The following is a 26,235-nucleotide window of genomic DNA, read 5'->3' on the forward strand; positions in this document are numbered from 1 at the left end:
TCGTCGCAAAACTGTTCCAGCTGTTCCACCCCATCGGCGGGCGCGGCGCCAGCAGAGCGGTCGACCCGCGAGTTGCCGCTGCGTCGGCGGTGCGCGTCGACCCAGCAATCACGCCTGCCGTCGTCGCACCGACAAGCGCCTGACGTCGATTGATCCCTGTCCCTGTCACGCCGTTCGCTCTCCCACGCCACCTTGTCCGATGTCGTAGAGGGCGGAGTCGACCGTTGGAAGAGGGATCGGGTCCGGCGCCACTGGATGGGTCGGAGCGGACGTGGTCAGTCGAGGGGCGACAATCGTTGCCCGCTGGCGCCATGCCTGAATTGCCGCTCGGCGAACCGGCAGCTTAGCATCCCTATCGGAAGAGCCCGTCCGTCCAAAGGGTCGATGTCGATCGTTTGCAAAGCACTGAGCCGGATCGATTATCCCCTTATGTTGGCGCTAACATTGTTCATACGTGGTTCGAAGACGTGGGATGGGGCTTCCACACCCTCATTGTTCATCGTTTTACCAAATACTATAAAATGCTTTGTTTTATGAAAAAGGACGCGTATTGGGAGCGCTACCGAGAACGCGCTAAGCGCAGGTGAGATTTAAGGGGGGGATATGATTTCGTACCGTCATCACTCGCGTGCGCTTCGTCGCGGCGTGTCGACGATCGCCTTGGCCGCGGTCGCGTTCGCCACATCGGCGCAGGCGCAGATCGAGCCGCAGGGCACGGTCGGCACCACGCAGGAAGCCATCGGTGAGGACTCCGGCGCGGGCGACGTCGTCGTCACGGGTCGCCGGGCCGCGTTGCAGGCCGCCGACGAGCGCAAGCGCCGCAGCGAGACGATCGTCGACTCGGTCGTTGCCGACGATGCCGGCAAGCTCCCCGACAATTCGATCACCGAGGTGCTGCAGCGCGTCTCTGGCGTGTCGATCGTCCGCTTCGCCGCGCTGGGCGATCCCGATCACTATTCGGTGCAGGGCTCGGGTGTGCAGGTGCGCGGCCTGACCGGCGTCGCCTCGCGCCTGAACGGCCGCGAGATCTTCAGCGCCAACAACGGCCGCGCGATCCTGTGGAGCGACGTCACACCGGAGCTGATGGCCGCGGTCGACGTCTACAAGGCGTCCACCGCCGATCTGATCGAAGGCGGTACCGGTGGACAGATCGACCTGCGCACCAAGATGCCGTTCGACTTCAACGGCGACTGGCATGTCGCGGGCACTGGTGAGCTGAGCCTGGGCGACATGGCGAACAAGGCCGATCCGATGGGATCGGTGCTGGTCACCAAGTCGTTCGACACCGGCATCGGGCGGATCGGCGTGCTGGCGGATGTCGCCTACAGCCAGTTCAGCTCGCTGTCGCAATTCATCCGCACCGAGCCGTATTTCAAGACGCGGATCAATTCGAACGATTACTATATCCCCGGCGGATTCACTTATGGCGACGAGGCGTTCCAGTACCGCCGCTACGGTATCTACGGGGCGGTGCAGTGGGCGCCGACCGAGGCGCTGACCTTCACCGGCAGCTTTTTCCAATCGCGGTACAAGAGCCAGTCGAGCGACTATGGCGCGCAGGTGTCGTCACAGACGCTGGCGGTCGATCCGTCGACCAGTGAGTTCGATGACAACGGGCTGCTGCTCAAGACCAACTCGCTCTTCAACCGCGATACGGGCACGTTCCTCCCTGGCGGGAACGTGCTGAGCAGCGGCAACAAGGGTTTCGTCACCAGCAACACCGTGACCCGCGACTATTCGCTGTCCTTCGCCTATGCACCCGACGACAGCGGTCTGCGGATCAACGGTTCGTTGCAGCGCGTCGATTCCAAGCAGATCTACGACCGGCTCGACATCTTCCGCAGCGTCAGCTTCGGCTCGGGCTTCGGGATGGACCTGACCGGCGATCTGCCGCGGATCACCGTCTCGCAGGCGACGCAGGCCGGCTTCGCCGATCCGGCGAGCTATCTGTGGACGGCGTCGATGCCGCACAACGAGAACAACACCGGGCGGCTCGACGCGGGGCAGGTTGATCTCGAATACAAGTTCGACGACGGCTTCTTCCGCTCGGTCAAGATGGGCGGACGTTACGCCAAGCGCACCGAGCGCGATTTCGCGAACGGCTACAACTGGTCCGCATTGGGGGCAGGTTGGAACGGCGATCCGCAGCTCAGCTATTCCAATGCCGCGCCGGGCGATATCTCCTACCACGCGTTCAACGACTTCTTCCGCGGCGACACGACGCTGCCGGGCAATCTGATGTTCGCCAGCGAGGCGCTGGCGCGCCGCTATGTGCGCGACCGCACCGGGCTGGTCGCCTCGCCGCCGGCTGGCTTCTGCGGTCCGCAATTCATCGCCGATCCCACGAACCCGGCGAATCAGATTCAGAATCCGCTGTGGTCGAACTGCTCTTCGCAGGGGCAGTTGCCGGCGGGTAGCGGCTATGGCGGCAATCAGGGCATTATCCCGTCGGGCTTCCGGCAGGGTGACGAGGTCAACAACCGCACCGAGAACCTCGCCGGCTACGCACTGGTGCGCTTCGGCCCGCAGGGTGATGCACCGGGCATCTCGGGCAACGTCGGTCTGCGCGTCGTCAACATCAAGAACGAAGGTTCCGGCTTTATCCGCCAGAACGGCAACACCTTCATCCGCAACGGCGTGCAGCAGACGCTGGCAGGCGCGGTGGTACCGCGCAGCGGCAAGGCCGAGTTCACGCGCTTCCTGCCGTCGGTGAACCTGGAATTCTCGCCGACCAGCGACATCAAGCTGCGCGGCGGGTACAACATCACGCTCGATCTGCCGACGTTCAACGCCCTGCGTTCGTCGGGCTCGGTGGGTGTTGCAACGACCGGTTCGTCGACCCCGCCAATCTTCACCAACTTCACCGCCGACACCGGCAATCCGCTGCTGAAGCCGACGATGTCGAACAACTTCGACATCTCGCTCGAATATTATCCGCGCCCCGGCACATCGTTCCACCTCGCGCCGTTCTACAAGCGCATCACCAACCTGCCGATCTTCTCACTGACCCAGCGTCAGGTGACGGTGGTGTTCGGGGACGGCACGACAGAGAGCGTCAACGCCTCGGCCAGCGATTACGTCAACGCCGACCGGGCCGCGACCGTAAAGGGCGTCGAGGTCGGCGGTCGCTTCTTCCTCGACATGCTGCCCGGCGCGCTCAGCGGGTTCGGCTTCGAAGGCAATTACACCTTCATCGAAAGCTCGAACCCGGGCGACTTCTATCGCGACATCAACGGTGTGGTGAAGCGTGACGCGCCGCTCGTCGGATTGTCGAAGCACAATCTCAACGCGACCTTGCTCTACGAACGCAACCCGATTTCCTTCCGCGTCGCCTATTCGTGGCGCTCGCGCTACCTGCAGTCGACCAACAGCAACGGGACGAACCCGTCTTATAACTACTATGCGAGCGCGGGGTCCGCGACACCGATCCAGATCGCGCTGCCGGTCTATGGCGATAATTACGGGTCGCTCGACGCCGGTGTCCGCTTCAAGGTCACTGAAAACTTCTCGTTCGGTATTCAGGGCACGAACCTGACCGCCGCGACGCAGCGGACGGTGATGGGCGGCTATCCGGGCGGCGAGCTGGTCGGGCGCAGCTGGTTCCAGGCCGATCGCCGGATCAGCACCGGCATCAACCTGTCGTTCTGATAGGATGCGCAGGCTCGCCCGGTCGGGCGGGCCTGCGAAGGAGTCGGTGATGAAGAAGCGCGTCCTGATCGTCGGTGGCGGGACCGCCGGCTGGCTCACCGCCGGCTATCTGGCGAAGCGGCTGGGCGCGGACCTGCCCGGTGGGGCGGCGATCACGCTGATCGAATCGACCGACATCGGCATTCTGGGCGTGGGAGAGGGGACCTTTCCCACGATCCGCCAGACACTGGCGACGATCGGGATCAGCGAGGCCGATCTCGTCCGTCACTGCGGCGCGAGCTTCAAGCAGGGCGCGAAGTTCGCGCACTGGCGCTTCACCCCCGGCACGGCCGGGCCGGATCATTATACCCACCCGTTTCAGGTCGCAGAGGCGGCGAATGGGGTCGAGCTATTGCCCTATTGGCTGCTCGGTCACGGCGGCACCGACAATTGGGACGCGGTGTGCAGCCCGCAGAAGAAGGCCGCGGACGCGCACCGCGCGCCCAAGCTGCCCAGCCATCCCGATTATGTCGCACCGCTCAATTACGCCTTTCACTTCGATGCGGTCGCGCTCGCCGCGCTGCTGCGCGACAAGGCGGTGGCGAGCGGCGTGACGCATCTCGACGGGCGCGTCGACGACGTGATCGTCGGCGAGGACGGCGCGATCGCCGGGGTCGTCACCGATCGTCATGGCACGTTGACCGCCGATCTCTACATCGACTGCACCGGCTTTCGCGCCGAGCTGATCGGCAAGGCGCTGGGGATGCCGTACCGGTCGTGCCGCGACGTGCTGTTCTGCGACAGCGCGCTGGCGGTGCAGGTGCCGTACCGCGACGAGCGCGAGCCGATCGTCAGCTACACCGTCGCCACCGCGCAGGAGGCGGGGTGGATGTGGGACATCGGGCTCGATCGCCGCCGCGGGGTCGGGCACGTCTATTCGTCGGCGCACACTGACGACGCACGCGCGGCCGAGTTGCTGCGCGCCTACACCGGGCGGGATCTGGAGCCGCGCAAGATCCGCTTCGAGGCCGGCTATCGCGAGGTCAACTGGCATCGCAACTGCGTCGCAATCGGGCTGTCGAGTGGGTTCTTCGAACCGCTGGAGGCGACCGGCATCGTCTTTTCCGAAGTGGCGGCGGGGATGGTCGCGAACCTGTTCCCGTGGGGCGGCGATTACGAGACCTCGGCGCGGCAGTTCAACGCCAACATGCTGAAGCGGTACCAGCGCGCCCGCGACTTCATCAAATTGCATTATTGCATCACCGAACGGCGCGATTCCGATTTCTGGTGCGATAATATCGCGGCTTCCTCGATCCCGGACAGCCTCCACGACATGCTGGAACGCTGGCGTTTCCGTCCCCCGACCGAGATCGACATGGACGCCAACGTCGACATCTTCACCGACGCCAGCTGGCAATATGTGCTGTACGGCATGGGCTGGAAAACGGATTTGTCCGCCCGCGCCGGGGCGTATCGCTATGCCGACGAGGCGCGGCGCGCGTTCGCGGAGGTCGAGCGACAGGCGGCCTTCGCGGTCGCCAATCTGCCGAGCAACCGGCAGCTCATTGATTACGCGCGCGTTCGCGGGTTCGGCACGGCGTGAAGCGGGTCGTCATCGTCGGGGGTGGCACCGCCGGGTGGATGACCGCCGCCGTGCTCGCGCGGCTGACCGATGCTGGCATCGCGGTGACCCTGGTCGAGTCCGAAGAGATCGGGACGGTCGGCGTCGGCGAGGCGACGATCCCGTCGCTCCACGACTATAATCAGCGACTTGGCATCGACGAGGACGCGTTCGTGCGTGCGACGAGCGCGACGTTCAAGCTCGGGATCGAGTTTGTGGACTGGCGGCGCATCGGGGAACGCTATCTGCACCCGTTCGGCACGTTCGGGCGCGACGTGCAGGGGGTGAAGTTCCACCAGCTCTGGGCACGCGCGGATCGTGACGGCGACGGGGCGGGCGCGCTGGAGGATTATTGCCTGACCGCGGTCGCGGCGCGGCAGGCGCGCTTCACGCGACCGTCGCGTGACCCGGCGGCGGTGTTGTCGTCGCTACGCTATGCCTTTCATTTCGACGCCGGATTGTACGCGGCGTTCCTGCGCGAGCGCGCGGTCGGCGAGGGCGTTTCGCGCATCGAGGGACGGATCGGCGCGGTCGAGTTGGCTCCGGAAAGCGGCGACATCGCGGCGGCCGTGCTGACGGACGGACGCAAGATCGCGGGCGACTTCTTCGTCGATTGCAGTGGCTTCCGCTCGCTGTTGCTCGGTGCGGCGCTGGGCGTGCCGTTCGTCAGCTGGCAGCACTGGCTCCCGTGCGACCGCGCGCTGGCGGTGCCGAGCGCCTCGACCGCACCGCTGCTCCCCTATACGCGCGCGACCGCCGAGACGGCTGGCTGGCGCTGGCGCATCCCGCTCCAGCACCGGGTCGGCAACGGCCACGTCTATGCCAGCGCGTTCGTCGACGACCAGCAGGCCGCCGACGCGCTGCTCGGCGGAGTCGACGGTGCGGCGCTGGGCGAGCCGCGGGCGCTGCGCTTCACCGCGGGCGTGCGCGAACGGCTGTGGGAGCGCAATTGCGTCGCGATCGGGCTGGCAGGCGGGTTCCTCGAACCGCTCGAATCGACCAGCATTCACCTGATCCAGTCCGGCATCGCGCGGCTGATGAGCCTGTTCCCCAGCGACGCGCACGCCATCGTCGAGCGCGATACCTACAACCGCCTGCTCGGCACCGAATATCGCCAGATCCGCGACTTTATCATCCTCCACTATCACGCCACCGTGCGCGACGACACGCCCTTCTGGCAGCATTGCCGCACGATGACGCCGCCCGACACGCTCTCCGAGAAGTTGGCGCTATGGCGCGAGCGCGGGCGCGTGCTGCCCGAACCGGGCGAGTTGTTCACCGACGACAGCTGGATCGCGGTAATGGCGGGGCAGGAAGCGGCGCCGGCGGCGCTCGATCCGTTGCTCGCCGCGCTGCCCGCAGAAGAGGCGCGGCGGTTCCTCCACCATCTGCGCGGCGTGATTGCGCAGACCGCGGCGGCGATGCCCGATCACGCCGCCTTCATCGCGCGGCATTGCGCCAGCGCCAGCCGGGGATGACGATGATGCGACGCGCGCTCCTGATCGCGCTGGCGATGCTCGCCTGCACGGGTGCTGCGCCGCCAACCACGCCCTATCATTGGCAGAATGTCGTCGTGGGCGGGGGCGGGTTCGCGCCGGGGATCGTGTTCAGCCCGGTCGAGCGCGGGCTGGCCTATCTGCGCACCGACATGGGCGGCGCGTACCGCTGGGACGCGCGTAGCCGCCGCTGGCAGCCGTTGCAGGACGACGAGGCCGAGTCGAACTTCATGGGGATCGAAAGCATCGCGCCCGATCCGCGCGACGCCACCATCGTCTATCTGGCCGCGGGGATGTCGGCGCGTGGCCCCGCGGCGATCCTCCGGTCGACCGATCGCGGCGCGCATTGGCGCAAGACGATCGTGCCGTTCGCGATGGGCGGCAACGAGGATGGCCGCGGGTTGGGCGAGCGGCTGGCGATCGACCCGCACAACACCGCCACGTTGCTGTTCGGATCGCGCCACGACGGCCTATGGCGCAGCGACGATGCGGGCGCGACGTGGCAGAAGGTTGCGGGTTTTCCACTGGCCGGTCTGGGGCGGCCCGATCGCTCGCGGCTGACGCACGGCGGGCTGTCGTTCGTGTTGTTCGATCCTGCGCAGCGCGGGCGGATCTTCGTCGCCAGCGCCGACGCGGGCGCGCGGCATCTGTTCCGCTCCGACGATGGCGGCGCGCGCTGGCAGGCGGTGATGGGTGGACCGACGGCGGACCTGTTGCCGGTTAAGGGCGTGGTCGGCGCGGACGGCGTGTTGACGCTCACCTATTGTGATGCGATCGGTCCCAACGGGATCACGCGCGGCGCGGTATGGCGGCTCGATCCGCGCAGCGGTGAATGGCAGGACGTCACGCCGTTGAAGGGGGCGGCGGTGGTGCCCGGCGGCTATATGGGCGTGGCGGTCGCCGCGCGCGATCCGCGGGTGATCGCGGTCGCGACGGTCAACCGCTATCGCCCCGGTGATACGGTGTGGCGCTCGGCCGATGCCGGGCAGACGTGGCGCGAACTGGCGCGCGACAGCGTCCGCGATGTGTCCGCCACGCCGTTCCTCGATTTCGACGGAAAGGCCGACTTTGGACATTGGATCGCAGGATTGGCGATCGACCCGTTCGATGCCGGCCATTCGGCCTATGTCACCGGCGCGACGGTCTATGCCACCGACGACTTCACCGCGTCACACGCGATGCGCTGGGCGCCGTGGACGCGCGGGATCGAGCAGACCGCGATCATCACCCTGATCAGTCCGACCGACGGCGCGCCGCTGGTGTCGGGCTTCGGCGATCTCGGCGGGTTCCGCCACGACGCGCTGACGCGCTCGCCGCCGCATGTGCATCGCAACCCGATGCTGACCAACACCAATTCGCTCGATTATGCCGGCACCGTGCCGCAGGTGCTGGTGCGCAGCGGCAACACGCACAAGCCAGTGGTGCCCGATACGTCACTGGCATGGTCGGCGGACGGCGGCGATACATGGCAGCCGCTGCGGGTGCCGGTGCAAGCCGGAGAGGGCGGTGCACCGTCGCGTGCGCAGACCGGGAGTGCGGCGATCAGCGTTTCAGCGGACGGAGCAACCTTCCTGGTTGAGACCGAGCAGCCGTTGCTGACGCGCGATCACGGGAAAAGCTGGATTCCGGTCAATGGTTTACCGACCCGCGCGCGCGTAACCGCCGACAAAGAGGACCCGCGCCGCTTCTACACGGTCGATGCGGACGCCGGACGCGTCTTGCGGAGCGACGACGGTGGGGCGACGTTCCATGCCGTTGATGGCCTCGGGCTGCCCGCCGATCTGTCCGGCGCGCGCGCGGTCGGGCGTGAGGCGGCCAACCCGCTGGTGGCAGTGCCGGGGCACGCCGGCGCCTTGTGGCTGCTGGTTGGAGAGAACCTGTATCGCTCGGTCGATCGCGGGGAGCATTGGGCGCGTGCCTCGCAAGGCATTGCCATTACGCGCTTCGGGCTCGGCAAGGGCGCGGCCGGCGCCGACGGGCCAGCGCTTTATGCAATTGGTTCAGTTGGCACGCAGCGCGGTATTTACCGGTCGATCGACGGCGGTGCGCGCTGGACGCGGATCAACGACGACGCGCACCAATGGGGTCTGCGGCTACGCGCCATCAGCGGCGATCCCCGCCAATTCGGAAGGGTGTACGTCGGGACTGACGGGCGCGGGATCATGTACGGCGACCCGCTCGGGCGTTGACGCCGTCGGCGGCAACCGTAAGGCCGCCGCCGACCCGGAGCCGGGCACGCCGATCAGCGGAACAGATTGGCCCTGGCGAGTTCGATCACCTCGTCCCCGCGGCCGCTGAGCACGGCGCGGGCGGCGTAGAGGCTGAACCCCTTGGCCTGTTCCGCCTGGATTTTGGGCGGCATGATGAGTTCGAGTCCTTCCGTGACGACGTCGACCAGCGCCGGGCCGTCATGCGCGAACGCCGCGCGCAATGCTGCCTCGAGCGCGTCCGAGCGGGTGACGCGCTCGCCGAAATAGCCCATTTCGCGCGCGATCGCGGCGAAATCGGGGTTCTTGAGCGACACGTTGGCGTCGACATAGCCCGCCGCCTTCTGCTCCATCTCGACGAAGCCGAGCGTCGAGTTGTTGAAGACGACAATCTTGATCGGTAGCTCCATCTGCACCGCGGTCAGCATGTCGCCCATCAGCATCGCCAGCCCGCCGTCGCCCGACAGCGACACCACCTGCCGTCCGGGAAAGGCACCCTGCACGCCGAGCGCCTGCGGCAGCGCATTGGCCATCGAGCCGTGGTTGAACGACCCGATCAGCCGCCGCTGTCCGTTCATCGTCAGATAGCGTGCCGCCCAGACCGCGGGCGTGCCGACATCGGCGGTGAAGACCGCGTCCTGCGCCGCCAGTCGATCGACCAGCGCGGCGACATATTGCGGATGCAGCGGCTTTTCGCCGTCCCGCGGGGTGGCGAGGTCGTCGAGCCCCTTGCGCGCGTCGCAATAGTGCGCGCGGGCCTTGTCGAGGAAGCGGTCGTCGCGGTCGGGGCGGACGAGGGCGGTCAGCCGAGTGGCGAACTCCTTCACATCGGCGACAACGCCCAGATCGAGCGGTACGCGCCGGCCGAGCGCGCCGGGATCGCGGTCGACCTGCACGACCCGGGCCTTTTCGGGATAGAAGTTGCGATAGGGGAAATCGGTGCCGAGCATCAGCAGCGTGTCGCAGTCCATCATCGCGTGATAGCCCGACGAGAAGCCGATCAGCCCGGTCATGCCGACGTCATAGGGGTTGTCGTATTCGATCCATTCCTTGCCGCGATAGGCGTGGACGATCGGCGCCTTCAGCGCGGCGGCGAGCGCCACCACTTCGTCATGCGCCCCTGCCGTGCCCGAGCCGCAGAGCAGCGTCACCGCTCTCGACCCGTCGACCAGATCGGCGACCTGTCGCAGCGCGGCCTCGTCGGGCACCAGCCGCGGCGTGGCGAGCGCGGGGAAGGGGACGGCGCGGGTCCCCGGCGCTTTCTGGAGCGCGACATCGCCGGGGATGACCAGCACCGCGACGCCGCGCTGGCCGATCGCAGTGCGGATTGCGCGGTGGAGCAGCTCAGGCATCTGCCGCGCGTCCTGCACCATCTCGCAGAAATGGCTGCATTCGCGGAACAGCTCGGTCGGGTGCGTTTCCTGGAAATAGTTGAGCCCGATCTCGCTCGACGGGATGTGCGCGGCGATCGCGAGCACCGGGACGTGGTTGCGATGGCAATCGTAGAGGCCGTTGATGAGGTGCAGATTGCCCGGCCCGCAGCTGCCGGCGCAGACCGCCAGCGCGCCGGTGGCGGCGGCCTCCGCCCCGGCCGCGAACGCCCCGGCTTCCTCGTTGCGGACATGCATCCACGCGATCTCGCCCGAGCGGCGCATGCTGTCGTTGAAGGCGTTGAGGCTGTCGCCGGTCACCCCCCAGATGCGCTTCACCCCTGCCTCGACCAGCGTATCATTCAGGAGGTCGGCGATCGTCTTGCTCATGGCATGTGGTCCGTGTTGTGGGCGGGCGGTCGACCCGAATGCGAGCACAGAACGTCCGCCCGCGCGGTTCGCCTCCCGTCAAAACGGACAAGCTGGCTTGCAGGCGCTGCATGCGCGCGGCGGCTGCTTGATCAACCCTGTGCGGTGGGTCACAAGCCGCGCGTCAGTCGCGGATGGAGTAGCCATGACCAAAGCCCCTAGTGTCGCATGGCTCGCCGCCGTGTCGCTGATCGTCGCGACGCCGGCTGTGGCGCAGAACGCGGCACCCCCGACGCCCGCGTTCGATGCGGCGAAGGGCTGGGCATCGTTCGTTAAGCTGCTGCGCGAGAATTATGGCTATTTCGCGCGGCCCGGTGTCGACGGGGACGCCATTCTCGCGACATTCGCGGATCAGGCCAAGGCGGCGCGGTCGGACAAGGACTTCATCGACGTCCTGCAACTGGTGGCGCACAATTTCGCAGATCCGCACTTCATCGTGGGGCCGCTGGATGCCGGCGACTGGTCGGTCGTTCCGACCGCCTCCGACATGACCGGGCGCTATGACGGCAAGGCGTTCCTGATCGGGGAGGTCCGCGCCGGCGGCGACGCCGCGGCCAAGGGGTTGCGGCCCGGCATGGCGATCGCGCGGATCGACGGGCTGTCACCGGAGGCGGCGATCGCGGCGATCACCGGGCGCGCGTTCGGGGATCTGAGCCCGGTGCAGATCGGGTTCGCGCTCGACATGGCACTGGCCGGGCATCGCCGGCAGCCGCGCGTGATCGAGGTTCGCGCTGGCGGCCGCCGCCGTGTCTATACGCTGGCCGCGGCGAACGCGCAGGCGGCGCGGATCGAAGACGGGCCGCTGCTGGAGACCGAGCGGCACGGCACGATCGGGATCATCCGCATCAACAATTCGCTCGGCAACCAGCAGTTGATCCAGGCCTTTTCGACGGCGCTCGCGTCGTTGGCGGACAGCGAGTCGCTGCTGATCGACCTGCGCAACACGCCCAGCGGCGGGAACACCAGCGTGGCGCGCGGGATCATGGGGCATTTCGTCGATCACGACCGCCCCTATCAGATGCACGTCATTCCTTATGAGACGCGCGTGCTGGGGCCGACGCGCAAGTTCGTGGAATATGTCGCGCCATTTGGGCAGCGTTACACGGGCAAGGTCTATGTTGCGGGCGGTCATTGGACCGGCAGCATGGGCGAGGGGATGATGGTCGGGTTCGACGCGATCGGCGCGACGACGGTGGGGACCGATCTCGCGCATCTGCTCGGCGCGCTGAGCAACGAGACGATTGAGGGCTCGGCCGCGCAGGTGGACATCGGGACCGAGCAGCTTTTCACCGTCACCGGGCTGCCGCGCGAAGCATATCGCCCGCACCTCTACATGACGCAGGCGGAGCGCACGTCGGAGGGCGACCCGGTCCTTGACGCGATCGGGCGGTAGCGGTCGTCAGGTCAGCATTTCCGACAGGGTCTCGGCGAGTTCGCTGCAGCGAAATGGTTTGGTGATGCGCGGCACCGACGGATCGATCCCTTCCGCCTCGGCATAGCCGGACACGATCAACGCCGGCAGCGACGGCCGAAGCTCGCCCAACACCACCACCAGTTGCGCACCGGTCATCCCCGGCATCAGATGATCGGTGACGAGCAGATCGGGAGACAGCCCGTCACGGACGAGCTGGAGCGCCGCTTCTCCTGACGCCGCCTCCACCACCTCATAGCCGAGTTCGGACAGCATGTGCGCCGTGCTCATCCGCACCAGATCCTCGTCATCGACCAGCAGCGCGATGCCGAGCGCGTCGCGGTGCTCGACCAGCGGCGCCGGTCGATGCTCGACTTCCGGAAGGTCGTGGCCGACGCGCAACCAGAGCGTGACCGTCGTGCCTTTGCCGATTTCGCTGTCGATCGTCAGTGCACCGCCGAGCTGCGCCACCAGGCCGTGCACCATCGAGAGCCCCAGCCCCGTGCCCTTGCCGATCCCCTTGGTCGAGAAGAACGGCTCGACCGCGCGGGCGCAGGTCTCTTCGTCCATCCCGGTACCGGTGTCGCGCATGCTGACGCGCACATAATGTCCGCGGGTCAGCCCGGCGCGCGGCTCGCGGACGGACTCGCGGGCGACGGCGATCGTCAGCGTGCCGCCGTCCGGCATCGCGTCGCGCGCGTTCACCGCCAGGTTCAGCAGCGCCATCTCGAGCTGGTTCGCATCCGCCTTCGCCGGGGGCAGATCGGACGCTTCCTCGACCTTCAGCTCGATCGTCGGCCCCACTGTCGACCCGATCAGGTCGAGCAGCCCGTGGATGAGGTGCGGCACGTCGACCGCCATCGCCTGTAGCGGTTGGCGGCGTGCGAACGCCAGCAGGCGCTGGACCAGCGTCCGCGCGCGTTCGGCCGATTGCAACGCGCCGTCGATCAGTCGCTGTTCGCGTTCCGAGCCGAGGCGTTTGCGGTGTAACAGGTCGAGCGACCCGACGATCGGCGTCAGCAGATTGTTGAAATCATGCGCGACGCCGCCAGTCAGGCTGCCCATCGCTTCCATCTTCTGGCTTTGCCGCAGCGCCTCCTGCGCCGCTTGAAGCTCGGCCTCGCGCGCCTTGGCGTGGCTCAGGTCGCGGCCGACGGCGATGAAATTCTCGCCGTCGGGCTCCGGCGCCACGGTCCATTCGATCCACTTCCAGCCGCCATCGCGGGTGGCGATGCGGTTTTCGAAGCGGCTCGGCTGCCCGGTCTGCGCCATCGCCTCGATCGCCGCGAGCGTCGGCGCTTCGTCCTCGGGGTGCATGAAGGTCGCATAACCGCGCGACAGCAGTTCCTCGCTGTCCCAGCCGAGCACCCATTGCCATGACGGGCTGACCGCCGACATCATCCCGCTATAGTCGGCGCGCGCGAGCATATCCTGTGACAGGTTCCACAGCCGGTCGCGCTCGGCCGAGCGTGCCGCGACCTGCGATTCCAGCGTCTGGTTCATCTCCTGCAAGCGCAACTCGGCGTCGCGGCGCGCGGTGATGTCGTTGAACAGGACCGCGATCCGGTTGCTGCCGGCATCGCCAACGCGGAAGGCGTGGACGTCCCACCACCGGGCCAGCGCTGCGGAGCCTTCCTCGACGCGGCCGGGAACGCCCGTCCGCGCGATCTCGCCGTAAAAGTCGAACCAATGCTGCTCGTGAGCGGGGACGATGTCGCGCACCCGGCGACCCTCGGGATGAAAGCCGGCCTGACGCTCGAACGCCGGGTTCGCCTCGACGAAGCGATAATCGACCGGGCGGCCGGCGTCGTCGAAGATCATGTCGATGATGCAGAAGCCGACCTCGATATTTTCGAACAGCGTGCGGTAACGTGCCTCGCTTTCTTGCAACGCGATCAACCGCGCCCGCGCTTCATATCGCCGGCGGCGTGCGCGAACGGAGGAGCGCACGATGCTGATCAGCGTCGTCGGGTGGAAGGGGCGTTCCAGGAAGGTGACGTTGCCCAGCACCTCAAGATGCCGCGCCGCCGCCGGATTGCGTTCCAGCCCGCCGCCCCGGCGGGTGAGAAGGATGAAGGGCAGATCGGACCATTCCTCCTGGCTTGCCAGCCAGGCCGAGACGGCGGACAGGTCGGCGGTCGCAATCGCTTCCTCGGTGACGACGACCAGCGCTGCGCCGCGGTCAAGCTCGGCGACCAGATGCGCAAGCGAGGCGCAGATGGTGGTTTCGAGATGCGCCTCGGCCAGGATCTCGCTCGCCACCCCCGCGTCGCGACCGCGCGGGGCAAGGACGAGCGCCCGTTCCGAGACGGTCGTTCGCTTCACGCCTGATCACCGTTCAGAAGGTCGTTGGTGCCGTGCAGCGTGGGCACGCCGCGCAGGATGCCCTGAAACTTCGTCAGCGGTTCCCCCAGCGTGACGCCGTCGCTGCCGATCCGGAATTCACGAATCGTGTTTTCGTGCGGGCCGGTCCGCTTCTTGACGATCGAGATGGCGCGGCGCACCTGCCCGAGCGCCTCGAAATAGCGCAGCAAAATGACGGTATCGGCCAGATAGGTCACGTCGACCGGCGTCTTCATGTCGCCGACCAGCCCATGCTGCGCGACGCTGAGGAAGGTCGTCGCACCTTGCCGGTTCAGATATTGCAAAAGCTCGTGCATGTGCAGGATCAACGCCTGCTCGCCCGGCATGGCTGCCTGATAGCCGTTCAGGCTGTCGATCACGACGGTCTTCGCGCCATAAACCTCGACGCAACGGCGCACCTGGGCACAGAATTGGCCAGGCGACAGTTCGGCGGCATCCACCTGTTGCAGCAACAGCTTGCCGGCGTCGATCATTGCCTGAAGATCGACGCCGAGCCCCAGTGCGCGTTGGATCAACAGGCCGATTTCCTCGTCGAACACAAACATGGCGGCGCTTTCGCCGCGCGCGACCGCGGTCTGGATGAAGGTGAGCGCGATCGAGCTTTTGCCCGTGCCGGCGGGCCCAAGCACCAGCACGCTCGACCCGCGTTCGATCCCGCCGCCAAGCAGTCGGTCCAGCTCGGCCGAGCCGGTCGTCACCACGTCGCGGGCAAAGCTGGTGCGATGTTCCGCAGAGATCAGGCGCGGATAGACCTGGACCCCGCCGGTTTCGATCGCCGCATCGTGATAGCCGCCGCGGAAGCGCCGCCCGCGATATTTAATGATGCGAAGCCGTCGACGCTCCGCGCCGTATTCGGGCGCGAATTCCTCCAGCCGGATCACGCCGTGCGCTACCGAATGGACGGTCTTGTCATTGGTGTCGGTGGTGAGGTCGTCGAGCATCAGCACCGTGGCGTTGCTCTTCGCGAAATAATGCTTCAGCGCCAGGATCTGTCGACGGTAGCGCAGCGAGCTTTGCGCGAGCAGCCGGATCTCGGACAAGCTGTCGATCACGACGCGCTCCGGCCTGATCCGCTCGAACGCCTCGAAGATGCGCTTCGTTGTCTCCCCCAACTCCAGATCGGAGGAGTAGAGCAAGCTTTGCTGCTGGTCGTCGTCGAGAAGGTTTTCCGGCGGGATCAATTCGTACAGCTCGATCCCGGACAGGTCCCAGCGGTGCGCCTTCGCCGCCGCGCGCAGCTCGTCTTCGGTTTCCGACAGGGTGACATAGAGGCAGCGATCACCCGCCGCCGCACCGGTTACCAGGAATTTCAGCGCGATGGTCGTCTTGCCGGTACCGGGGCTGCCTTCAAGTAGGAACGTCCGCGCGCGCTCCAGCCCGCCGCCGAGGACATCGTCGAGCCCGCTGGTGCCGGTTAGGGCATCGTCCGTCGCGAAAGAAGGCAATCCTGTTCTCCCCCATTGTGCCCGCCGGCGTGGCGCACGTCATCGCACTTGTAGGCGTGCAATGGGTAATTTTCCTTATCAGCGATCTAAGGGGGAGACAGGTTCCTGCAGGCGGTGGGTAGACTGCGAGCGTGGGAGTTGGGCAGGGCGGTTTTGCGGAACCTTGACTTGCCCTGCCTCGAAGGGTCCGTATCCGACATGCCGGATAGAGAAAGCGGCGGCCCAGACGATAGGCGCTACCGCATCAACGCAATGAAGAGGAGCGGACGGGCAGCGGGCATTGCCTCTCCGGGTCGGGAGCAGACTTCGGGACGCGCGGCTCGTCCAGCGTATCTGGCTCTGCAAACCCGGTCGCCTTGCGAACTCGAGAGGGCGTAGTCGAAGCGCAGCTCCCAAGGGGATCGCCCGAAGCGATATGTCGATTATGCAAGTGGCAGCCTTCCGGCGCGCCGATCCTGGGCAGGCGCGGCCGCCATCATCACCACTGTCATGCCATTCTCATGATCTCGATCTATGTCATACGCCCGGGGAACGGACGGTCATCCTGATCCCCTCCTTAACCCGGCGCAGGAGACGCTATCACCTATCTGTTAGAGCGACCGCGACGATATCTGGCGGCATCGTTTCCCGTCTATCTGATCGCCCATTATGCCAAGAGCCAGCTCTGGCATGCCAGCACGCTGTTGTTCGGTTTCTTTCTGACCGAGATCTGCGGGATCGGCGCGGGAACGATGGGCTGGATCATGGCGGCATCGCTGCTGCTCAACGGAATGGCCGATTTCGTGATGGGAATGTGGGGACGCCACCGGATCACGGACGAGGCGTACGCCCGCCGTGTCCAGGCGATAGGCGGCCCGCTGACCTGCGCATTCTTCGTCCTCTTCTGCGCGACCCCGTTCATCGCAGCGGATGTGCGATCGGCATGGGCACTGGCAATGCTGCTCGGGTTTCGCGCCACCTATCCGCTGCTCGACGTGCCGCAGAACAGCATACCGGCATTGTTGTCGCTGGACGATTACGCACGGTGCCGGCTTCTGGCGCATCGTAACGTCGCATCGGGTGTCGCAACAATTGCGATTAGCGTCATTGCCGCGCCGATCCTGATCCGGGACGGCAATCTTCACCGCTGGATGGCCTGGGTCATGGCGCTGTCGCTGTTCGTCTGCGCGACCGCATGGTGGCTGGCCCGCACGCCGTTGGCAGCGGAGGCATGCCAAAGCGAAGCGCCAGCGCGTGCCGGTGACGGGCTGGGCTTCGCGACGATCCTGTGCGCGCTCGCGACGATGATCGCCGCCAGCGCGGCCTTCCGTTTGATCGAGCCGTATTACTCGGCGTTCGTCCGCGGGGGGGCGGGACTGTTGCTTTGGGCGGCGGTCGGCGGGACGATCAGCCAGCCCCTATGGGCGTGGTGTCGTCCCCGCTGGTCCACGGTAGCGGTCCTCATTGCGGCGGCGATCACGCTGGCGGGGTCGGCGGTCATATTGTTGAGCCCGTTGCGGTCCGAGGTGGTCGGCGTCGTCCTGGCCGGCACGACCTTCGGGATCGGATCGGGCGGATTGTGGCTGATGCTGTGGAGCGGGATGATGGCGCTGGCGGCACAGGGCGGCGCCAGCCGTTATGTGGGCATCTTCACCTGCGTGTCGAAAACGGCGCAAGCCGCCGCCTTCCTGGTCGCCGGGCATATTCTAGCGGCATCGCCCTATCGTCAGACGATGAGCGATCCGTTGTCGCCGCCATCGCTGATCATGGTCGGCGCGCTGACCGCTATCGCTATCGTGTGTCTCGTGCTCGCGGCTATCCTGATCCTCAGCCGAAAACGGTCTGGTGGAACATCAACGACGCCGCGCCAAGCGGCCCCGACAGTTCGGGCTCCAGGCTAGCGACGTCCAGCACCATCGGCGGCGCGCGGCGCTGGCGCCGAACCGGCCAGTGATTTTCGGGCAGATCGATCGCATCGACGATCCGTTGCGCCAACATTCTGGGCAAACGCCCGCCGAGGACGATAGCCTCGCAATCGAGCGTGAAGCGAAGCGCGCCGAACAGATAGGAGAAGGAGGGCTGATGCTCCGCCAGCCATTCTTCCACCCCCGGCCATGACGGGTCGAAGCGCGCAACCAGATCGGAGATGCCCGAGCAGGCGATGCCATGATCGGTGAGCCGATCGTGCAACGTCATGAGGTTGGGCGTGATGCGCCCGCTGCTAGGGAACAGTCCCGCAATCTCTCCCGCGTTGCCGTTGCGACCGCGAAGGAGCGCGCCGTTCATCACGATGCCGGCACCGAAACCGGCGGCGACATTGATGTAGCAGAAGCTGTCGTAGCGGCCGGCGACACCCAGGATATGTTCGCCCAGCGCCGCGGCGCTGGCGATGTTCTCGACCGCGACCGGCAGGCCGGTCTGGCGCTCGATCGCTTCGTGGAGATCGACGAGTGCCCATTCTTCCAGTTCTAGGCCCGGATTGACCGTCGACGGTCCGATGAAATAGCCGGCGACCGCGACGCCAAGCCCCAGCAGGCGGCGGCGGTCGATCCCTACCGACGCCATGTGTTCAAATGCGAAGCCGACCGCGGCATCGATCATTGCTGCCCGCGGCATGCCGGGTCGCGTGATCTCGCGGCGGGCGCGGATAACGCCGGCAAGATCGACCAACACGACGTCGGCGCGATCGGTCATCACCGACACGCCAATGCTGAAGGCGGCATCGGGCTGGATATGGATCATCGCACTTGGTTGACCGCGACCGGCCGCGACGCTTTCCCCGCTTCTCACCAGCCCGGCGGCCTCCAGCTCCTCGGTAGCCCTGAAGACCGCGGTGCCCGACAGGCCCAGATCGCGAATCAGTTCCGCTCGTGACGCATTGTTGCGCCGCCGGATCGCCGCCAACACCGCCTTGCTACGCACCGCCAACTTGAATGCCGACATTAATATCCCTTTGATTCAATACATTAGCCGAGTGCCAGCGCTGAAGCTTCTCACCACCGACACTATCGTCAAATAAATATCATATTGAGCGATATATAAGGAGGAGATTTCGAAAGGGTGATATAGATGAATTCCGCACATCAAATACGGCTGGCCGGCCTCTTTTTGCTCGGCACGTCGCTGGGCTGGGGGCTGTCCGCATCCGCCCAGACCGTCCCAGCCGAGCCCGCGACCGACCCGGCGCAAGCGACGCCCGCAGCCGAACCGGAACAAGGGGAGGATATCGTCGTCACCGGCTTCCGTGCATCGCAGGCGTCGGCGACCAGGGCTAAGCGCCAGTCGGCGGTGATCCTCGACGCCATCTCGCAGGACGATGTGGGCCGGCTGCCCGATCTCAACATCGTCGAGGCGAGCCGGCGCATCACCGGCGTGTCGGTCGTGGGCGGCGCCGATCCGACCAAGAACCGCGACATCTATCAGCGCGCGACGATCCGCGGCCTTGATCCCCGCTACAATCTGGTCACGATCGACGGCATCCCGCTCGCATCGCCAGACTGGGTATTTCGCGGCGCGCGGCTCGACATGCTGCCTTCCTCGCTCGTGTCGCGGATCGAGGCAATCAAGAGTGTCACCGCGCAATACGACCCTCATGCGCTGGGCGGCCAGATCAACATCGTCTCAAAAAGCGCGTTCGACGGCCGTGGTGATCGCTTCTTCGTCGTCAACGCCAATGGCGGCTACAACGACACCGCCGGCAAGCTGATCGAGAAGGGGGGCGCGTCGGTCCGCACCGATGCGACCGGCGCGCTGCGGTTCGGCCCTGGACAGAGCTTCGGCATCGTCGCCTCGGTAGAGTATCAGCGACTGCCCTCGACGGCGCGTGCGGAACTGCCCGGCGATAGCAACGGTGCGGGCTGGTCCTATTTCACCGCCGCTGGCGCGCGCACGCCGTTCCCCAACCTGTCGACTGGCTTCCTCGTACCGGTGCGCAACCAGGATTACTTTTTCGAGAATATGCGCACCCGGCTCAGCGGCAATCTGAAGCTGGAATGGCGGCCCGACGACGCGACCGAGGTGTCGTTGTTCGGTGGCTACTACCATGACAAGGATGTCGAGACCCGCTACGAGATCCTGACGCTGCCGACAGGGGCGCCCACCGCGGTCACCACGACCAGCGGCGCGTTCGCGCAGGGCGATCTCCAGCAGGGGCTCACCTATCAGCCCGTCACGCGCGATACCTGGCTGATCGATGCCAAGGGACGGCACGATTTCGGGGGCGGCATCGTCCTCGACACCACGCTCGCGCGGTCGAAGGCGCAATATCGCGAATTGCGCGAGATGATCAAATACGACACCAACCCGCGCGCCGGCACGTCATCCGCCGGGTTCCTTCCCGCTTATGGCTATGGCTACACCATTGTCGACGGGCGGCCGCGGCTGACGATCAACGATACGGCCGCTGCGACAAATCCCGACAGCTACCGCGCGCTTTATTTCCGCAGCATCAACCGCGACCTCGATTCCACCGTCGATTTCGGCAAGGTCAATCTCGGCATCAACGCCACGCCCGATGATCGCGGCTTCGGTGCGAACGTCGGCGCCGCCGTCACGCGCACCGATCTGTCCTACGATCAGCGCTACATCGAATACGTTCCCGCCACGACCGCCGGGCAGGCGACGATCGGCACCTTGTCTGGCATCCTCTACGACAAGCGACCCGGGGCGTATCTGACCCCGGCGGTGCCCTATCTGCTCATCAACCGCCCCGCGGCGTGGCAGCGGTTCGAGACCAATCGCGCCTCGTTCACGACGACCAACCAGATCGCCAACAACGCCGCCGACGATTTCCGTGATCTGGAGACGACCAAGGCGGTCTATGCGCAGGGGCTGTTCCGTGCCGATCGCTTCGACGCGCAGGTCGGCGTCCGCTACGACAGCACCCATCTGGTCGTGGATACCAATCAGGCGCCGACTGCGCGTGGGGCAACCGCCTATGAGCCGGTGCGGCGAGCGACCGATTATAGCTACTGGCTGCCCTCGGCGCTGGCGACCTATCAGCTCGGTGACGGGATGCGGGTGCGCGCGGGCGTGTCGAAGACGATCGGTCGGCCCGACTATAGCCAATATGCCGCGCGCACCTCGTTCGGGATCGGCACCGACGGCACGTTGACGATCAGCACCGGCAATCCCGACCTGAAGCCGCGCGAGGCATGGAACTACGACCTGTCGTACGAATGGTACATGCCTGCCGGCATGATCTCGGTCGCCGGGTTTGTGAAGGACATCCGCAACGAGATCTTCACCAGCAGCCAGGTGGGGCCGGCCACGACCTTCCAGGGTGTCGCCTACCAGACCGTCTTCGTTTCCACGCCGCGCAACGCGACCAAGGCGAGCGTGAAGGGTCTGGAGATCGGGTACACGATGGATCGCATCGCCGCGCTGCCGGGGCTGGGGTTCAACGCGAACTTCACGCTGCTCGACGGTTCCTATCGTCAGCCGGTCAGCGCTGCCGGCATCGCATCGGGCCTGCCCGCGACGCGTAAGACAAGCGGGCTGATCCAGCAGCCGGATTATATCGCCAACCTGACCGCCTTTTACGCGATCGGCCCGGTCGAACTGCGCGCGTCTTACAACCGCATCGGTCGCGCGCTGCAGTCGGCGGACGGCGATACGCCGACCCGCGACTTGTATCAGGAGCCCCGCCAGCAGGTCGACGTGCAAGCACGCTGGGCGCTGCGGGAGGGCGTGGAGCTGGTCGGCCAAGTGCAGAACCTCACCAAATCGCCATTTATCGTGCGACAGGGTGTGGACCGCGGCTACGTCAACTACTTCTTCCCCGTCGGCCGCACCTTCTGGCTGGGCCTGTCGTGGAAGCCGCAATGGTGAAGCGGCTGACGCTGGCCACGGCCGCTCTCGCCCTGGTCCCCACCGTCGCTTCCGCGGCGGCGGCGGCACCCCGCGACGAGGTGCGCGTCGTCCTCAAATTCGTGAAGCGCGACGGGGCGGGCAAGGTGCCCGTCCGCTTCGATCCCGCATCCTGCAAAGCCTGCCGGGTGGTCGACGAACCCTTGTTCAACGCCGACAATCCGCGCGAGACGGTGATCGCGCTTCAGGTCCCGCGGCGTCGCACCATCGAACTTGCCTTCGATGCACGCCAGGCAACCGTCCGCCAGGTGCTGTTGGAAGCGGGAGAGCTCGCGTTTCGGACCGACCGTGACCGCATCCTCGTGGCGCTACCACCACTGGCGCAGGACGCGATCACCGCCGCGGAAGTCGCCACCCATATCGTCGAGCCGGGCATGGTCCTTCGCTTCGAACATGCCGATCCGGCACGGCGGGCCGGGGCCTATGCGACCGGCGACTTCCCCGATCTTCAGCGACGCGCGGCGAACGCACTTGAATTTGCGCAGCGGCAGGTCGTCAGAACGCTCGGCCTCGGTGAGCAGGCGGTGCGGCGCGGCTGGGGCACGATCCAGATCATGGGTTTCGACACCAACGCACCCCACGGCCATGTCGATGCGCCGCCGCATGTCCACATGCACCTGCGTTGGCCAGGCAATACCGGCACGCAGATCGGCCATTACTATATCGATCAGGCAGGATTGCTGTCGCACAACATGGTCGGGGTGAAGGGGCTGGGTGCGCCCGAGCGGCGGTTCGGTCGCGGCGACACCTTCGCCACGATCGCGCCGGACGGCGTGACCGCCTACACCCACCGCATCACCGAACAAGGCTGGCTGGAGATCGGGGATGGGCAGGGACGTGCCTGTCTGATCCGTCCCGTTTCGGCGGGTGGCTTTGCCGATGGTGCGACGGTCCTGTGCCCCGGCACCGGCGAAAAGCGCATCACCGTTGCCGATGATCTGAGCAATGGCGTGCTGACGGTGACGACCGGCGATATCGTCGAGACCTTCCGCTATGCGACGGACAGTGGCCTGCTACTGTCCCCGGCCGCCGTGCCCGCCAGCGCGCCATCGGTGTCGCCGCAACAGATCGAACCGGCGCTGGGCCGATGAGCGACAGCCACCGGTTCGTTCGCCGGGCGACATCATGAGGTCGCTCAATGCGGTGAGGACAGCGACGGTCGCCGTCACGCTTTGAAGCCTTTGGCGGTTATCATTTCGATTTGGCGCGGCTTGAAATGAATTGTTTTGTGCTGACCACCCGGACGGGTCGCCTCTGCCTATGTCACCGTTGATCTCTGACCGAAACTCAGGGACGCGGTTTCCCATCGGCATGCGGGCCGTTCAAGTGGGGCCTTGATGGAGATGCCCTTTTAACCGCCGCTGACCTCGCGAGCGATCGGATAGCGAAGAGGGTAGGGGTGGCCGGGGCCGGCCTGCGCATAGAGCCAGGCCAGTCGCGCGTCCGGGTCGGCGGCGAAGGCCGGTTCGTCACGCAGCTTCGCCTCGAAGCGGCGCTTGAGCGCGGGATCGGTCGCCAGCAGATGGTCGCCGAGCGCGGCCAGCACGAAGGCGTCGGTATTGGGAGCGGGTGCCAACATTTCCGGGAAGAATCCCCATGCCAGGAACGAGTCCTGGCTTTCGGGCTCGAGCAGCGAGGCGGCGAGCAGTCCGAGTGGCTGGTCGGCGGGCACGCGAATGCTCCCGATCGGCAGGGTGTCCTTCATTGCGAAATGTTCGAACCGGGCGGTCATGGGATAGCGACCTTCGTTCGGCTGCGACAGCTTGGGGTCGATCAGGCGAACATGGTCGAGCGTGCGGGTTTGTGGCGTCCGGATCGTCTCGAAGCGGATACCGTGCAGGCGCAGCCGCTCGATGATCTCGGTCTGCTCACGCGGCACCCACCATGCCTTGGGAAGACGGACGCTCTCGGTCGGTGTCTGGCCGATGATCGGCATCCGGAAGGTGATGGGCTTGGCCAGCCAGCGCTGCTCGTCCCGACCGGACGCGGGGGAGCGATAGGTGTCGAACGCCACGCCCTTGAAGTTCTCGATCCATCCGATCGGGGTCGCGGCGGGCTTCCAGCGGGTCAGCAGTTCGGCGGGGCGGCTTGCACGATCGGTCGCCTTGGCGGCGGCAATGCGCGCGGCATCGCTCGCGGCGATCTTCAGCGCAGCCTCCAGCATCACATAGGTCCCCAGGACGCGCTGGCGATAGGGCTTGAGCATATGGTTCTCGACCAGCACGGTCGGCATGCCGATAAAGTCGCCATAGCCGGTCGAATATCGCGGACCTTCGGGGCTGTAGCGAATGCCTTTTTCGGGATGCCGGGTGTCGATCGGGCTGGGATAGATGATCGGGGTGTGGCCTGCGGCGGTTAGGGCGCGGGACACCGCCGGTCCGAACCGGCTCTCCAGCCAGTCGGCGGTCGCCCGGTGGCGGGCATATCTGCCCCATCCGGCGTAGGTGAAGGTCACGTCATACTGCATGTCGAAGCCTTCGCTGACATGGCAGTCGATATAGAGGATGGGATCGAGCGATCGGATGAGACCGATCATCGCCCGCGATTCGGGGGCGTCTAGCTTGCCATAATCGCGGTTGAGGTCGATGTTGCGCGCATTGGCGTCGCGCCCCTTGTTCGCAGGACCACGAATATGCGGGTAGTTGTACGCGCTCATCTGTTCGTGACCGTCAATGTTGTAGATCGGCACGAACACCAAATCGACCTTGTCGAGCAGATTGTCTTTCCCGCGTAGCGCAATGTCGCGCAGCAGCATCAGGCCCGCATCCTTGCCGTCGATCTCGCCCGCATGGATGCCGCCCTGTACCAGCACCACCGGCTTGCCCGTGCCGCCCTTGCTGGCGCGGACATAGATCATCTCGCGCCCCTCAGCGGTGCGACCGAAGGTCTTCACCGAGATGAGCGACGAGGCCGCATCGAGCCGTTCCAGCCACGACCGGACCTCGGCATAGCGCGGCGTCGTTTCGAAGTTCGCGGCCTCGGCCGGCGTAATCCAGGGGTCGCCCGCCGGAACGATCAGGCGTTCGCTCGCCCCCGACCAGGGCAGTGCCGGTGGCAGGATCGCGCTCGACAAAGAACGTGGCGCCGGCTGCGCCGCTGCCGGAATGGCGAGGGCGACACCTAGGGCCGCCATCCCGCGAGCGAGGGCGGAGAGGGAGAGATATGGCTGCTGCACGGTCGATGTCCTGTTGGCCACTGCTGCGGTGGTGATGCCGCGATAGCCGCTTACCGCCACATCCCGCAAATGATACAGTGTATCATTTCATGTGCGGGCAGGATAACGTGGCACCGTGGGTTGGTCGCCTCCACGTCGCCCGACCCCTTCTAGACAAGGTGCCATTGATGACCGACAGCAACCGACTCTTCCTCGACATGTTTTCCGATCCCGAGCGGATCGCGCACTATGCCGATGGGCCGCGTCGCTTCACGCCTGGGCTGGACGCGGTGCATCGCATGACGGCGATTCTGCTGGCCGAACATGCACCCGCCGACGCGCAAGTGCTGATACTGGGGGCCGGGGGTGGGCTCGAACTGACGGCCTTGGCGCAGGCGCAACCCGGATGGCGCTTCACCGGCGTCGATCCGGCCGGCCCGATGCTGGACCTCGCGCGCGCGGCGATGGGCGACGATGCCGGTCGTGCCGATCTGGTCGAGGGCTATATCGACGACGCGCCGGCCGGTCCGTTCGACGCCGCGACCTGTCTTCTGACGCTCCATTTCCTGGCGCGCGATGAGCGCGTCCGCACCTTGCGCGAGATGCACCGGCGCCTGTCGCCCGGCGCGCCGCTGGTCGTCGTCCATTCGAGCTTCCCGCAGGACGAGCCCGCCCGCACCCGCTGGCTCGAGCGCTATGCGGCCTATGCCGTCGCATCGGGGGCCGATCCGGCCCAGACCGAGCAGGCCCGTGCGGCGGTGGCCGCAAGCCTCGCCCTGCTGACGCCGGAGGAGGATGCGGCGTGTCTGCGCGATGCGGGATTCGAGGCGGTGGAGCTATTCTACGCCGCCTTCACATGGCGAGGTTGGGTGGCGCGCCGAAGCTGATCGACGATACCGCCGGCAGCTGCGCCAGCGCCTCGCCAATCTGCGGGCGCAGCGACCGGTTGAGCGCTGCCCCCGTCAGAACCGACACCGACGATGCGGAATCGCGCGGATCGCGTTGGGATACGCTCGTGACGAAGATCTCTCCCTGATCGGCGCTTTCGGCCGGCGGCGGTTCGTTGGTGGCCAGCGCCGGGGCGGGAAGGGCGGCCAGCAGCCGGCGAAGCATCACGCGAGTCCCCGATTGCGCAACAACGCCCCCGCGTCGGGCATCCGTCCTCGTAACGCGACATAGCTTTCTGCCGGATCGCGAATTGCCGCGCGACAACACCTAGTCGCGCAGCTTCTTTGCCAGCACCGGATTGAACACGTCGCCGCTT

Annotated in this window: 15 protein-coding genes; 9 read left to right on the forward strand and 6 right to left on the reverse strand. The window is 66.3% G+C overall.

The window, feature by feature from the left end; all coding sequences use genetic code 11:
• The first annotated feature begins 603 nt into the window (after nucleotides 1-603).
• The 4 genes from AADI75_RS12220 to AADI75_RS12235 are packed head-to-tail and all read left to right on the forward strand — an operon-like array spanning nucleotide 604 to nucleotide 8,933.
• On the forward strand, nucleotides 604-3,648 hold the full coding sequence (locus AADI75_RS12220; RefSeq protein WP_341209295.1) for a TonB-dependent receptor: 3,045 nt from the start codon (nucleotides 604-606) through the stop codon (nucleotides 3,646-3,648).
• A gap of 49 nt (nucleotides 3,649-3,697) precedes the next feature.
• Nucleotides 3,698-5,230: a tryptophan halogenase family protein gene (locus tag AADI75_RS12225; RefSeq protein ID WP_341209296.1), complete on the forward strand. Its 1,533-nt coding sequence runs from the start codon at nucleotides 3,698-3,700 to the stop codon at nucleotides 5,228-5,230.
• Nucleotides 5,227-6,726 carry a tryptophan halogenase family protein gene (locus tag AADI75_RS12230; RefSeq protein ID WP_341209297.1) on the forward strand — a complete coding sequence of 500 codons (1,500 nt, stop codon included), beginning with the start codon at nucleotides 5,227-5,229 and terminating at the stop codon, nucleotides 6,724-6,726. The genes AADI75_RS12225 and AADI75_RS12230 overlap by 4 nt, the downstream gene beginning before the upstream one ends.
• 5 nt (nucleotides 6,727-6,731) lie before the next feature.
• Nucleotides 6,732-8,933 carry a hypothetical protein gene (locus AADI75_RS12235; RefSeq protein WP_341209298.1) on the forward strand — a complete coding sequence of 734 codons (2,202 nt, stop codon included), beginning with the start codon at nucleotides 6,732-6,734 and terminating at the stop codon, nucleotides 8,931-8,933.
• A gap of 53 nt (nucleotides 8,934-8,986) precedes the next feature.
• Here the strand turns inward: AADI75_RS12235 and poxB are convergent, their stop codons facing one another.
• Nucleotides 8,987-10,711, reverse strand: a complete 1,725-nt coding sequence (gene poxB, locus AADI75_RS12240; RefSeq protein ID WP_341209299.1) for a ubiquinone-dependent pyruvate dehydrogenase — start codon at nucleotides 10,709-10,711, stop codon at nucleotides 8,987-8,989.
• A gap of 184 nt (nucleotides 10,712-10,895) precedes the next feature.
• Here poxB and AADI75_RS12245 point away from each other — a divergent pair, with 184 nt between their 5' ends.
• Nucleotides 10,896-12,143: a hypothetical protein gene (locus AADI75_RS12245; RefSeq protein WP_341209300.1), complete on the forward strand. Its 1,248-nt coding sequence runs from the start codon at nucleotides 10,896-10,898 to the stop codon at nucleotides 12,141-12,143.
• Between the two features lie 6 nt (nucleotides 12,144-12,149).
• Here AADI75_RS12245 and AADI75_RS12250 read toward each other — a convergent pair whose 3' ends face one another.
• Nucleotides 12,150-14,486 carry a PAS domain S-box protein gene (locus AADI75_RS12250; RefSeq protein WP_341209301.1) on the reverse strand — a complete coding sequence of 779 codons (2,337 nt, stop codon included), beginning with the start codon at nucleotides 14,484-14,486 and terminating at the stop codon, nucleotides 12,150-12,152.
• Nucleotides 14,483-15,970 carry an ATPase domain-containing protein gene (locus tag AADI75_RS12255; RefSeq protein ID WP_341209302.1) on the reverse strand — a complete coding sequence of 496 codons (1,488 nt, stop codon included), beginning with the start codon at nucleotides 15,968-15,970 and terminating at the stop codon, nucleotides 14,483-14,485. The genes AADI75_RS12250 and AADI75_RS12255 overlap by 4 nt, the downstream gene beginning before the upstream one ends.
• Before the next feature lie 638 nt (nucleotides 15,971-16,608).
• Here AADI75_RS12255 and AADI75_RS12260 point away from each other — a divergent pair.
• The gene (locus AADI75_RS12260; RefSeq protein WP_341209309.1) at nucleotides 16,609-17,850 is read left to right on the forward strand and encodes an MFS transporter; all 1,242 of its coding nucleotides are present in this window, start codon (nucleotides 16,609-16,611) and stop codon (nucleotides 17,848-17,850) included.
• Here AADI75_RS12260 and AADI75_RS12265 read toward each other — a convergent pair.
• Nucleotides 17,777-18,892 (reverse strand): ROK family transcriptional regulator, encoded by a 1,116-nt coding sequence (locus AADI75_RS12265; protein ID WP_341209303.1) that lies wholly within the window; start codon nucleotides 18,890-18,892, stop codon nucleotides 17,777-17,779. The genes AADI75_RS12260 and AADI75_RS12265 overlap by 74 nt on opposite strands.
• Before the next feature lie 126 nt (nucleotides 18,893-19,018).
• Here AADI75_RS12265 and AADI75_RS12270 point away from each other — a divergent pair, with 126 nt between their 5' ends.
• The gene (locus AADI75_RS12270) at nucleotides 19,019-21,778 is read left to right on the forward strand and encodes a TonB-dependent receptor (RefSeq protein WP_341209304.1); all 2,760 of its coding nucleotides are present in this window, start codon (nucleotides 19,019-19,021) and stop codon (nucleotides 21,776-21,778) included.
• A complete protein-coding gene (locus AADI75_RS12275) occupies nucleotides 21,772-22,908 on the forward strand; it encodes a hypothetical protein (RefSeq protein WP_341209305.1) in 1,137 nt (378 codons plus the stop codon). Before AADI75_RS12270 ends, AADI75_RS12275 begins: the two co-directional genes overlap by 7 nt.
• 260 nt (nucleotides 22,909-23,168) lie before the next feature.
• Here the strand turns inward: AADI75_RS12275 and AADI75_RS12280 are convergent, their stop codons facing one another.
• Nucleotides 23,169-24,950, reverse strand: coding sequence for a M14 family metallopeptidase (locus AADI75_RS12280; RefSeq protein WP_341209306.1), 1,782 nt, complete (start codon nucleotides 24,948-24,950; stop codon nucleotides 23,169-23,171).
• A gap of 209 nt (nucleotides 24,951-25,159) precedes the next feature.
• Between AADI75_RS12280 and AADI75_RS12285 the strand changes: the two genes are divergently transcribed.
• The gene (locus tag AADI75_RS12285; protein ID WP_341209307.1) at nucleotides 25,160-25,858 is read left to right on the forward strand and encodes a methyltransferase domain-containing protein; all 699 of its coding nucleotides are present in this window, start codon (nucleotides 25,160-25,162) and stop codon (nucleotides 25,856-25,858) included.
• Here the strand turns inward: AADI75_RS12285 and AADI75_RS12290 are convergent.
• On the reverse strand, nucleotides 25,824-26,087 hold the full coding sequence (locus AADI75_RS12290) for a hypothetical protein (RefSeq protein WP_341209308.1): 264 nt from the start codon (nucleotides 26,085-26,087) through the stop codon (nucleotides 25,824-25,826). The two genes, AADI75_RS12285 and AADI75_RS12290, sit on opposite strands and share 35 nt — an antisense overlap.
• Between the last annotated feature and the right edge of the window lie 148 nt (nucleotides 26,088-26,235).

The organism is uncultured Sphingomonas sp., from assembly GCF_964021865.1.
In the GTDB taxonomy this organism is placed as follows: domain Bacteria; phylum Pseudomonadota; class Alphaproteobacteria; order Sphingomonadales; family Sphingomonadaceae; genus Sphingomonas.

Coding starts and splice junctions, on each gene's coding strand:
- AADI75_RS12220 (WP_341209295.1), top strand. CDS start 604: ATGATTTCGTACCGTCATCACTCGCGTGCGCTTCGTCGCGGCGTGTCG.
- AADI75_RS12225 (WP_341209296.1), top strand. CDS start 3,698: ATGAAGAAGCGCGTCCTGATCGTCGGTGGCGGGACCGCCGGCTGGCTC.
- AADI75_RS12235 (WP_341209298.1), top strand. CDS start 6,732: ATGCGACGCGCGCTCCTGATCGCGCTGGCGATGCTCGCCTGCACGGGT.
- poxB (WP_341209299.1), bottom strand. CDS start 10,711: ATGAGCAAGACGATCGCCGACCTCCTGAATGATACGCTGGTCGAGGCA.
- AADI75_RS12245 (WP_341209300.1), top strand. CDS start 10,896: ATGACCAAAGCCCCTAGTGTCGCATGGCTCGCCGCCGTGTCGCTGATC.
- AADI75_RS12265 (WP_341209303.1), bottom strand. CDS start 18,892: ATGTCGGCATTCAAGTTGGCGGTGCGTAGCAAGGCGGTGTTGGCGGCG.
- AADI75_RS12270 (WP_341209304.1), top strand. CDS start 19,019: ATGAATTCCGCACATCAAATACGGCTGGCCGGCCTCTTTTTGCTCGGC.
- AADI75_RS12275 (WP_341209305.1), top strand. CDS start 21,772: ATGGTGAAGCGGCTGACGCTGGCCACGGCCGCTCTCGCCCTGGTCCCC.
- AADI75_RS12280 (WP_341209306.1), bottom strand. CDS start 24,950: ATGGCGGCCCTAGGTGTCGCCCTCGCCATTCCGGCAGCGGCGCAGCCG.
- AADI75_RS12285 (WP_341209307.1), top strand. CDS start 25,160: ATGACCGACAGCAACCGACTCTTCCTCGACATGTTTTCCGATCCCGAG.